Source organism: Pedobacter psychrodurus, assembly GCF_032678585.1.
GTDB lineage: Bacteria > Bacteroidota > Bacteroidia > Sphingobacteriales > Sphingobacteriaceae > Pedobacter > Pedobacter psychrodurus_A.
Window position 1 is genome coordinate 34095 of the sequence record NZ_JAVTSN010000040.1, and the last position, 12031, is coordinate 46125.

General features: G+C 40.0%; 8 protein-coding genes. All 8 read right to left on the reverse strand.

Annotated elements, in window-relative coordinates:
- Nucleotides 1-11: 11 nt before the first annotated feature.
- The 8 genes from R2S57_RS22600 to R2S57_RS22635 all read right to left on the reverse strand — a co-directional run bounded on the left by R2S57_RS22600 (nucleotide 12) and on the right by R2S57_RS22635 (nucleotide 11874).
- Complete coding sequence (locus tag R2S57_RS22600) at nucleotides 12-3248, reverse strand: glycosyl hydrolase (protein ID WP_316847216.1); 3237 nt, start codon at nucleotides 3246-3248, stop codon at nucleotides 12-14.
- Between the two features lie 136 nt (nucleotides 3249-3384).
- Nucleotides 3385-4653, reverse strand: coding sequence for a sensor histidine kinase (locus tag R2S57_RS22605; protein WP_316847217.1), 1269 nt, complete (start codon nucleotides 4651-4653; stop codon nucleotides 3385-3387).
- Nucleotides 4637-6010 carry a sigma-54 dependent transcriptional regulator gene (locus R2S57_RS22610; RefSeq protein ID WP_316847218.1) on the reverse strand — a complete coding sequence of 458 codons (1374 nt, stop codon included), beginning with the start codon at nucleotides 6008-6010 and terminating at the stop codon, nucleotides 4637-4639. The genes R2S57_RS22605 and R2S57_RS22610 overlap by 17 nt, the downstream gene beginning before the upstream one ends.
- Before the next feature lie 20 nt (nucleotides 6011-6030).
- Nucleotides 6031-7212, reverse strand: coding sequence for an ABC transporter permease (locus R2S57_RS22615; protein WP_316847219.1), 1182 nt, complete (start codon nucleotides 7210-7212; stop codon nucleotides 6031-6033).
- 15 nt (nucleotides 7213-7227) lie between these two features.
- Nucleotides 7228-8460 carry an ABC transporter permease gene (locus tag R2S57_RS22620; RefSeq protein ID WP_316847220.1) on the reverse strand — a complete coding sequence of 411 codons (1233 nt, stop codon included), beginning with the start codon at nucleotides 8458-8460 and terminating at the stop codon, nucleotides 7228-7230.
- Nucleotides 8461-8469: 9 nt separating this feature from the next.
- Nucleotides 8470-9135: an ABC transporter ATP-binding protein gene (locus tag R2S57_RS22625; protein WP_316847221.1), complete on the reverse strand. Its 666-nt coding sequence runs from the start codon at nucleotides 9133-9135 to the stop codon at nucleotides 8470-8472.
- 26 nt (nucleotides 9136-9161) lie between these two features.
- Nucleotides 9162-10622 carry a TolC family protein gene (locus R2S57_RS22630; RefSeq protein WP_316847222.1) on the reverse strand — a complete coding sequence of 487 codons (1461 nt, stop codon included), beginning with the start codon at nucleotides 10620-10622 and terminating at the stop codon, nucleotides 9162-9164.
- 4 nt (nucleotides 10623-10626) lie between these two features.
- Entirely contained in the window at nucleotides 10627-11874 is a 1248-nt protein-coding gene (locus tag R2S57_RS22635) for an efflux RND transporter periplasmic adaptor subunit (RefSeq protein ID WP_316847223.1), read from the reverse strand.
- Between the last annotated feature and the right edge of the window lie 157 nt (nucleotides 11875-12031).

Sequence of the window (12031 nt, forward strand, 5' to 3'; positions counted from 1 at the left end):
TTTTTACCAGTTTAATTGTTTATCGGGATATAGATTAGCTTTACAGGACCAAGCAAGCCTGTTTTTTGCAAAGGCGAATCAGGGTTGTAAGGATTAATTCCCGACCAGGTTTCCCGTTCTTTCTCTGGTACAATTTTATCGCCGATCATCCGGTTTACCCAGGTGTTAACCACGTCAATACGGAATTTATTCAGACCTTGTTTTAGTGCCGATGAAACTTTAAGGCGATAAGGTGGCGTCCAAACCCCACCAATATATTGATCATTTATCCAAACCTTAGCCATATTGTTTACTTCACCAAGATCGAGATAAACATCATTGTTTTTTACATCAGAAAGCTCAATTTCAAATGCGCTGTTGTAGATGATGTTTCCGGAAAAGTATCTGATGAGTGGATCATTCGATTTCGAAAGATCCTGTAGCTTGGCTAGTTGTATAGGCTTTGGATTGCTAAGCTTTCCTTCGAAATTTATGTCCCAAATGGGGTTCTGCTCCTTGATTTTGATTGGTTTGGGAAAATTCTTTTTACCCATCGAAGGTTTGCCATTTGTTCTAAATACGATAAACATACTTTCATAAGGCTGTAATTCAATAGGTACCGCTGTTACGTCTCCCTGTGCGGAAAATTCGGGGAGTTTACGCATCGAACCATCTATCGGATTCCATAATTCAGGTTGTTTGCCTTTGATACGAAAGGCAATAGGGGTACTTTGAACGGCTGCACTCTGGTTGGTAATAAAATATATATATCCATCATCAGTTTTACGATGGTTAAAATTGATGGGCATTTCAGCAGGGATTTTACAATCTGCTATTGTTCCAATTTTTTCGAATACTGCTTCAAGGCTTGTTCCGTTAAAGATCCTGCCTTTGCCAAATTTAGCGGATGTAACATGATTGCCATCAATACCTTTCCATATCTCTGCAGCCATTTTTTTTACCAGGAAATCTGAGCTGGGCTGATTTTTTAAACTTGGTGAGCTCGCAGGAGGAGGACCTAAAACAACCGCGCCATCAGCAATCAGCTGCTTGATTTTTGAAAGTAATTCGGGCCGCATGGTGTTGATTTTGGGTAGCACCAAAACCCGATATGCCGTGCCATGTGGCAGGGTAATTAAACCATTTTTAACCTGGGCGTCGCGCAAAATCACTTCGGCATTAATATAGTCGAACTGATAACCTTTTGGAAGTGCAGGATCCTGTACTCCGGTCATTTTAGGTACATCTTCACCAATAAAATAGGCTACATCGGCAATGTTTAGTCCCTGACGGAGCATATAATTGCAGCGTTTAACGTAATCTATAAATAGATCCATGTGCGAAAACCAGGTGTTGTTGCGGTTAAATTCTGTTCCAAACCAGGCATTTGTGCCCGGGAATCTGGTCGAGTCGGGCTGATGAACATACACATGGAGCAGGGTATTGTTAATTCCTTCGGCAAAATATTTGTCGGTACGCTGTTTGGTATCAGCGGGTACATGCGAAAATGCCGGACCCCCACTGGTATTCGATTCGGCCGAGACTAAGTTTTTGCCATAAATGTGCGCGCAAGAAGAAGCCGCGCGGTTTTCGATATTGCCCAGGTCGTTTTCCCAGGAAGGGGAGCTACTGGGTAGCCAATATTCGCCTCCAACTGCGTCTGATTGACCGCCATACATCAGAAATTCTGCCGGAAAGCCCCAATGGCCGTAGTTTTCGAGCCAGGTACTTAAACCATACCTATGGCAAATTTCTCTAAATCCGCCCACATAATCATAAGCTATTTTATCGGCAATCAATCGGCGTAAATCCCATAAAAACCGATCCGATTGGCGCTGACTGCCTACTACTTTTCCGAAATATGCCGGCAGATAAGGAAGTGCATCGTAACCATAGGTTTTTTTGAAAGATGAAAGTAAATCATCTGTGAAATTCTGTCCTCCAGATTCGTAACTGTCTTGTACCACAACTTTAAATGTTTTGCGGTCGTTTGCGGGTATGCGTTTCAGTATTTTGCCAATAAAAGCATCAAAATGTGTAGCAACATGTTCTTTACTCATTTTATCTACTTCTAAGCCTGTGCCATCAGGACCACCTGGATTATTGGTAACGCCTGTGGGGGTCATACCCGTACGCAAAACGATCCATTCTCCTTCAGGAACTTTCCAGTTTAGTTGTCCATCAGCATTGAGGTATTTTGAAATGTCCAATACTTTCGCCGGGTTGATGTTGCGCGATAAATCTTTTGCCTCCGGTTGTTTGCGCCACATATAATAGTCCCATTGTGGAAGCGGATCCTGAAACATTTTGGCAAAAGTTTTCGCCGCATAGTTTTCTATCTTTGGTGCGGCCGAAAGTGTTATTTCTGCAATACCGCTTTCATTACGTTTATTCACAATCAGAAGCCTGAATTCTTTTGCAGTTGTCTCATCAACCGACATAACGACAGGTGCGAAGGGCTGGAAACCTACAATTAAGGCCAAATGGTGCCAATCGATATTGAACTTGGAAATGGTTTGAAATTGACTGCTTTTTTTTGCCTGCAGTTCGAATGAAGCATTAATATTGGTATGCGAAGGGTAGATAGTTAAGCTGCGTGCCGTAAAATTTTTAGTGGTATTGAGATTGATTGTAATATTTTGGTTTTCTGGAAGTGCGGTTTCTGAAAGTTGGTTTCCATCAAATAAATTGTCGGCATTTTTTAGCGCTGGATTAATGTTGATTTTGGCATTTGATCGATCGAGGATTAATCGTTCATCTTTAGGCGCAGGATAAGCGATTACCTTTACATCTTCGAACGCTTCAGTTGGTTTTTTTAAGGTGGTGCTGAGCTTTAATGGCCCTTTTACCCTCAGTTCTGTACTGGCAAGGTAACGCATGGCTTCGTTGGGTTTGATCCAGGGCCCGCCGGCCTGTGTCCAGCCAGGGGAGTTGAACATCCCGATCTCAATGCCTAATTCTGACGCTTTTTTTAATGCGGCATGGGTAATGTCCCACCACTCATCACTCATTAATTTAACATTCCGACCGCCCGGATAGGGATCAAAATAGATGTTACCGATAAATGCACGGTTAATCCCCACCTTTTTCATCGCTTCCAGATCTTTGATGACACCCGCTTTGGAAATATTGCCCGACATCCAATACCAATAGATACTGGTTTGAACAGAAGCCGGTGGTGTAATAAATTCTTTTTCTAAAGAATTGTTTTGTGCAAAACAAAAAGAACAGCAGGCGGCAAATAATAATGAAAGATAAAATTTTATCATGAACAGATTGGTGCTATTTGGTTTGGGGTGATTGTTAAGGTAACTAAATACACTCACTTTAAACACAAATTTAAGGCATTTCTACACCAATCAGTTTTCCCAAAATGAACTTTCATTTGTCCTTTTTGATAATAAGCTAAAGCATAAACCTGATCAAGAATTGTGTTTCGTGTTCTTTTATGGTTTTTAAAGAGAACTCAAAACCATGGTTTAATAAGATTTCGCGTACCAGGGTTAATCCAATTCCCTGGCCATCTTTTTTAGTGCTAAAAAACGGGCTGAACAATTGTTCGGTGTCCTGTTGAGAAATTCCCTTTCCGGTATCGGAAATAATCAGTGCTCGTTTTGCTTTATCCAAGGTAAACTTAACTGTGCCCTTATTTTCGACGGCTTCTATTGCATTTTTTACAATATTGATCAGAGCCTGCTCCATTTGTTCAACATCAGCCAAGATGAAATAGGGCTCCTCAGTTATTTCAAATTCAATCTTTATATCTTTCTCGTTTGCTATGAAATACATCAGGTCAGATACCGATCTGATCAGTTCTACCAGATCGATTTTCTTCCTGTTTGCATCTGGCAATTTAACCAGGTCGGCAAAGTTGCGCATAAAAATATTCAGGTTCTGATTCCGGTCTACCGCAATTTTCATTGCATTTTTTAAGGGGTAATCCTCTTGATTTAACCAAAGCGCCTGTTGGGCCAATGCGGTATTGATGATTGAATTTACAGGCCCCACCGTATTGTTTACTTCGTGTGCCATCATCCTGATTACTTTGCTGTAAACGCTTTTTTCTGCAGCAAAAATTTCGGCGGTTACTTCTTCCATCATGATGAAAATCCGCTCGAAACCACGGTCTATAAATCTTGACTTTTGAATTTTGTAAGTGTGCAGCCCATTAACACGCAACATTTTAGAACTGCCCGTTTTCATTTCGTGGAGCTGATTTTCAAGCAGATTTGGGTTGTCGGCTAAAATTTCAGTTGCTTTTGGGTTAATCTGTTTGATCTGCCTGTCATAATCCAATATAATAATCCCGGTAGGTGAGGTTTGGATCAGTTTTTCTAAGAAGAAATGTTGTTCCTGCTGTTTAGTCCGTTCAGTCCTTAACTCATCAATCATCCGGTTATAAACATCAACCAGTTCGTCTACTTCTTTTTTGCCCGTTGCTACAAATTTAACATTGAAATCTTTATCCTTTATGGCCGAAATGCCCTGTTTTAAATAGGTGAGCGGCGCAATTAACTGTTTGTATAAACTCAGTGAAATTATGATCGAAATGATGATAAATACTTCGGCTACCAGGAAAAATAGTTTATTTTCTTGGAAAATGAAGTAACTCATCACCAGACAGATGAGGTGGAGGATCACTAAAAACAGGATATATTTAGTCTTCAGTTTCATTAAAAGGAATTTGATATTTTTCCAACCTGCGGTACAGCGCGTTTCGCGTAATGCCCAAAGAGGCTGCGGCTTTGGTAATCCTGTTTTTATGGAAATTCATGGCCTGTTTCACCATTTCGGCCTCCATTTGATCTAAAGTCATGGTGCCAACGCCTGGCAATTTTACTTTCTCATTTTTTAAAGGAGATAAATTCAATTGAGATTGAAAATCATCAATTCCCAGCTCATTTTTATGGCTGATTAAAACGGTCCGCTCAACAAGATTTTTTAATTGCCTGATGTTTCCGGGTAAAGCCAATTGCTGCAGCCAACGCATGGCAGGTGGGGAGATAGACAATTCAGGACGGTTATAAATCTCTTTCATATTGTTGATGAAGAAATTTACCAATAATGGGATATCCGACGGGCGGGCCCTTAAAGCAGGTAAATGGATGGTAATAAGATTAATGCGGTACAATAAATCTTCCCTAAATAATCCCGAGTTTACCATTTCGTTAAGGTTTTTATTGGTGGCACAAACCACTCTGGTATCAACCGTTTTGGTGCGGCTGCTGCCCAACACTTCATAGGTTCTATCTTGTAGTACCCTTAATAATTTAACCTGACTTGAGGCTTCCAGATCACCAATTTCATCTAAAAATATAGTGCCTTTGTTTGCCATTTCGAAACGGCCTGTTCTGTCGAAACGTGCATCTGTAAATGCTCCCCGAACATGGCCAAACATTTCACTCTCAAATAAAGAAGAAGAAATACCGCCTAGGTTTACCTTAACAAAAGGTTTATTTGCGCGGTTGCTGTTTTCGTGGATGGCCTCGGCGATCAGTTCTTTTCCGGTTCCGCTCTCGCCGGTAATGAGTATGGAAGCATTTGTGGAAGCCACCCGCCCGATGGTTTCCAGAATAGCCAACAGACCCGGGTCTTCACCAATAATCTGTTTGAAGTTATATTTTTTATCCAGTTCTTTTCTGCTTCTGGAGATTGCTTTTTTACCGTTTAACTGTAATAATGTTTCTACTGATTGCAATACATAGTCGTTGTTCCATGGTTTATTGATAAAATCGTTTGCACCCAGTTTCATTCCCTGTACTGCAAGTTCGATACTCGCCCAGCCTGTAATCAGGATAATGGGTAGGGAAGTATCAAAAGACCTCATTTTTTTGAGGAGTTCCATTCCCTCTTTTCCAGAAGTATCAATCGAAAAGTTCAGATCTAAAATAACCAGTTCAGGCTTCTGGGTTTTAACAACCTCAAAAGCCTGAACAGGATTGTCTGTAGTAACGATTTCATTTCCAGTGCTTTTTAAAAGAAGTGAAAGTGACGTCCTTACAGCTATATCATCATCAACAATTAATATCATATGCGAAGTTAAGATAAGTATTATTCTTCATGCAATGCAATAGCAGGATGGATACCAGCGGCCTGTTTACCGGGGTAAAACGAACAGAACAAAACCAATAGGTAAATGAATGCCACCGACAAGAGCATCGCGATAATATAAGCGCTTGTGGGGATGTTAAATACGCTCAATAATGGAAATTGAATGGCAAAAAAACAACCCACAATTAACGACATGGTGGCCAGGATCATCGCTTCCATTACCAGTTGAGCGGAAACCGCCCGACCGCTTGCACCAATGGCCCTGCGTAAACCGATTTCTCCCTTTCTTTTATTGATATTGTACCACAATACCCCAAATAGGCCGAGCGCTACATTGATGATTAGAAAAGAAGCAATGATGATAAATATTGTCATCGGAATAATCGTTTGCCTATTTCTGGAATCGCGCATTTCATCTACATGTTGTATTTCCACAGCGTTATGCGTGGATGTTGCCATAAATTTATACAGTTGACTTTCGAAAGTAGCATCGGCACCTTCGCGTACTTTAATTAAAAGCGTTCCGGTCCATTTTAAGTAACCTGTATCCAATGGACTAAATAAAGCATTGTTGCCGGGCTGGAAATCCCCATTGGCTTTAATATCGGCTACTACGCCAATCACTTTCAATTTGTTTTTGTCATCAAAATCACCAATCAACTTTCCTGTAGCTTTTTGATTTCCAAACATTTCATTTTTTAGTGTTTCATTAATAATAACACCTTTATCTTTGCTTACGGCATCTTCCGGTAAAAACCAGCGGCCTTCGAGCAAGGGAACATTCCATACTTTTTGATAATCATTTCCGACCATAAAATTGCTCACACGATCAAATTTTCGCCTGTTTTGAGTAAGACCAGTGCTCATAAAACTATCAGAATAAGGATAGTTGGAACTTGAAAAAGATACATGTTCAATCTGCGGCATGGATTTTAATGATTTGGTGAGATTATCATAAAAAGTGACCAGCGAATCATGATTTTTGGGCAGCTGACCATTACCATAGGCAACCGACCAAACTCTTTTGTAATCGAAACCAAGAGGCTTGCTGTAATTCTGGTAATAATAGGTGAGGTAAGAAAAAACAGCAAATATCACAAGAAAAGAAATGAGGATTTCGGAGAGGAAAAGAAAGTTCTGGTTCCTTTTGTTCCATATCAATTTAAATAGGTGTTTAAACATAATAATATCTTTTATTTAGGCTTTAAGGGCTTTAACTACGTTTAGTTTCGACATGCGCCAGGCTGGATAAACGCCTGACAGAAGTCCAAAGAATATGCAGGCAAAGAAACTACAGCACAGTACTGTGAAATTTAAAGAAAGATGCATATTGGAGAGAAAATTCGACTCATTGATGAGCATAATCACGACCAGCGAAAGGGTTAACCCTATTAGGCCACCAAGAAATGTAAGGATCATATTTTCTACAATAAACTGGTAAACCAATGTTTTTGACGATGCACCAAAAGCTTTACGAACGCCAATTTCAGATGAACGTTCCATGATTCTGGTAATGTTGATATTCACCAGATTGATGGTTGGCAACAATAGAAATAAAAGTATAAATCCAGCAGCCATTGTGATCACTTTTATAACAGCTGCATCTGTTGAGCTGCCTCCAATTCTTCTGCTAATCGTAGTGAAAAACGGATCGGCATTACAATACAGTTTGTCAAAATCTTTCGGAATTGGTACTTTCTTCAACATCTGCTCGAATTCTTTTTTCAATTTGGGTAGATCATTTTTACTTTTTGCAAGCAGAATTGCATTATAAGCACCCATTAAATCGGTATTGTTGCGGTTTTCTTTTGAAAGGCTGTATGGTAAAAACATATCGCCACTAAAATTGCGGACCGTTTCTGATACATTTGCAACCACCCCAATTACTCTGTAATTAATATTATCTGCGGAAATATATTTACCCACTACTAATTTTTCATCACCAAAATAGGCTTCCTTTGTTTCTTCAGAAATTACCGCAACCATTTCTGCATTATCGATTTCCTTTTGCGAAAATGCTTTGCCTTCCAGAAATTTATATTCCAGTACATTCCAATAATCAGCATTTGTGTATTGATAGCCTATAACAAGTTTTTTATTATTCACATAAGCGTTAGATGATTTTGCCCCAGATGTAATCGCTATTTTTTGTAGGTTTTTTAATGTAGCTACATAATGTTCCAAAAAATAAACTGAAACATTACTGCTGTTCATCCAGCCTTCTTTTGAATTTTTGATTTCAATCCTTTCCAGATATAAGGAACGTTCTCTTTTGTAATCCGGGTAATCCGGACTGATCATTTTATCGGCGAGTGCCGTAACCACCATTAAAATGGTGAGCGTAAAGCTAATCCCGAATAAGCTGATGAAGGTGAAGAATTTTCTCCGTTTCAATACAGCTATGGCTATTTTAAAGTAGTTTTTTAACATAATAGCGGCTTATTGAACTTGTGAACCATCGAACAAACGCACCAATCTGTGTGTTTTGTGTGCCATACTTTCATCGTGTGTTACCATTACAATCGTAGTGCCTTCATTTTTATTCAGATTGATTAGGATATCCATGATTTCATTCCCCATGGCGCTATCCAGATTCCCCGTAGGCTCATCTGCCAGAATAATCTGAGGATTGCCTACAATGGCCCTTGCTATAGCCACACGCTGCCGCTGACCACCTGAAAGCTGTGTGGGGAAATGTTTTAACCGGTTGCTTAAGCCAACTTTTTCTAAAGCTGCTGTGGCCAGCATTTTACGTTCCCTGGCCGATGAAGTACGGTACAAGATGGGTAATTCCACATTGTCCAAAACCCGCAGGTCATTGATCAGGTGGTAACTTTGAAAAATAAAACCCAGTTTTTGGTTCCTGAATTTTGCGAGTTTTTGATCCGAGAACTGACTGATATCCTGCTCATCAATTTTAATGTTGCCTTTTGAAGGTTCATCAAGCAGGCCCATAATATTGAGCAGAGTACTTTTGCCACAACCTGATGGCCCCATGATGGAAAGAAATTCACCCTTGGCAATATCAAGGCTGATCCCGTTAACGGCAAGGGTTTCGACGGTATCGGTCCGGTAAACTTTTTCGATGTTGTGTAAGCGTATCATAATGTATAATTAGTAATTAAGATTTATTAATAGGTTATTTTTCTGTTTTTTTCGAAATCGTAAAGTGATAGATAACGGAGTTGGTAATATGCACCCCAGAAATCGCGGAGTGAAGAAACATAATCACGTTTTGCCCTGTCGTTTTCCTGAAAGGCAATACTGAGATCGGTAATGCTCAGGTTACCCAAAACATAACGTTCGCTGGCTATTTTGTACTTTTCGGCCGCAATCTTTTCAGCCTCATCAGTGAGCAGGATCTGTTCTTTCATCATGTTAAAAAGGGTTACCTGTGTTATAATCTGCTGTTTAAAAGTCTGTTTATCCTGCTCAACGGCATAGGTAACCAATTGCTCATTGGCCTGCGCAGTTTTGGTACGCGATTTAGATCGTCCCCAATCCATTACCGGAATAGAAAGCTGAATTTCGACCGACTGCTGGTTTTTTGGCGAACGGTAAATATCGAATGCACTGTTTGCCGCATTGGAGAAACCAAGGTTCGCCCTTAAAGTGGCGGTTAAACCATTTTCACCTCTTGCTTTTGCCACATCTCTTTTTGCTTCTGCCAAGCGGCGGATAAACCCAATGGCATCCGAACGGTTTTCAAAGGCCTCTGCAAGTACCTTTTCGGTAATTACAGTCATCTGGGCCACTACAGCAGGCATATCCAGTTTAATCCTGTCATCGCCTTCAATGCCGGTGTAACTCCGTAGGTTTAATGTGGCAATTTCTACATCGCGTTTAGCTGTCCCTACGGCTTTTTTGGCATTTAAAACTTCTAACTGGAGTTGCAGAATTTCATTTTTAGAGATTTTACCCAATTCGAATTTGGTATCGGCAATGGTTAAGATGCGTTTGGTGTTTGCATAGTTTAAATCGGCAATGTTCAGGTTAACTTGCGCAAGTAATAAATCGAAAAAATATTCAGTAACCGTAATGGCAATTTTTTCCTGTGTTTCGATAAAAACCTGTTTACTCTCATTAAATTTTAGCGGTTCTATTTTCTTGTCCCATTTTAAGTTGTTAAACTGGAGAAGGGGTTGCGTATAGCCAATACCATAAGGAATGCCGTTGTATAACACACTGTTCCTGTCGAAATCATCAAAACGCTGTAGCTGTGTAGTTCCATAAATCGTTCCACCTGTAGCCGCAATACTTTGACTGAAATTTAGGGTTAACGACGAGTTATCATAATGTACAGGTTGAAAAATTATGGTTCCATTCGGTTGTTGAACTTGTGTGTAACTTTTGGTGTAACCAGGCAAAATACCTTGCAGGGCCAGCTGGGGCTGGTAATTGGATTTAAATGTGCGCCATTCCCAGTATTTGGTTTCCTTTACGGTAATGGCCTGTTTTGCGGCAATGGAGTTTGCTTTGGCCATTTCTACCACCTGTTGTAAAGTTAGCTTTAAGGTATCTATTTTAGGTGACGAAAAAGCAATTAGACCAAACATCATCAATAAAGCAATAAGTGAAAATTTCCTTGCCATAATTTTAATTGCTGATGGTGATGGTTTTGGTGTTTTTATAATCGCCCATGTCTGAGGTGATCACTTCATCACCTGCTTTCAATCCACTTAAAATTTCTACATAATCGAAATTGCTTAGGCCTGTTTTAACCGATCTGCGTTCTGCAATCCCGTTTTTTAGTACGAAAACATCCTGGAGATTGGAGCCATTAAATGCAGGACCATTGGCAATCCGTAAAGCGCCATTTCTGGTTGCGGTAACCAAAAAAACATCCACCTTTTGGTTAGGGCGTAGTTCTTTACTATCTTTTTGGTTTAATTGAATATCGAAAGAAACAATGGCATTGCTTACTGCAGGCGAAATGTTTACGATAGAACCACGCAGTTGGGTGTCGCCTATGCGGATAATCGCCGTCATGTTGTTATGGATTTTATCCAACAGATTGTCAGACATGCTCCCGGCAACTTTAAACCCACTTAAATCAGCAATTCTAACCAGAGCATCGCCCTCATGTACACTCGATCCTATGTTTTTGTTTACCCAGGTAATTACGCCTGGTCTTGTTGCAATTACCTCGGCCAGATCAAGTTTCCGTTTTAAAGCATTCAGATCGTTTCTTTGAATGGCCAGGGCAATTTCAGCTTCCCTGATCTCGATTTTCATGGTTTGCTGTTTGCTTTTGATCTCATTTTCCAACTGCAGTTTTTCCAGTTCAGCCACCTTCAGGTTAAGTTCTGCAGCTTCAACATCTTCTTTTGTTCCTCCACCAGCTTTTAATAATCTTTTTGCTGAGGAAACCGCATCTTTCAGATTGCTGATCCGCAATTGTTTGATACTGTTAGATGATTTGATGTCGAAAAAACTTTTCTCCAGATCCAGTTTCAGCTTCCGGATTTCATTTTCTTTAGATTCCATCTGGAACTGCAGTTTGCCATAATCGGTTTCGCTGACCGATTTATCCAGCGATAAAATCGATTGACCTTTTTTAACTTTATTACCGGCATCCATCAGCACGGCTTTGATTGAAGCGTTAATGGGGCTTGTTAAAACCTCCTCAAATTCGGGGAGCACTTCGCCGGTGGCATTAATTGTATTTTCGATTATTCCGGTTTCTACTTTGGCGGTTGTAATATCGGCACTGGTTAACGATGGTTTGAAATAAAACCGAACCAACCAAATGGCTGCGGCAATCAAAACTATAATTGCGAAAATTAAGAGGTAAGTTTTTTTTTTCCTTTTCGATGAAACTTCTTCTTCAATGAGTTTGTCCATTTAAATACTTTTGCACCAGGCTTTACAATAGAAATGCCATTGTTAAGTTGTTGGTAGTCAGTATTTTGATTTTGTTTCGGAAAATGAAAATGCCCGATATCGAACATCTTGTTTGTTATCGAACAAAAAAGCTTAGCGATGGAAAAGGAACAGGCAG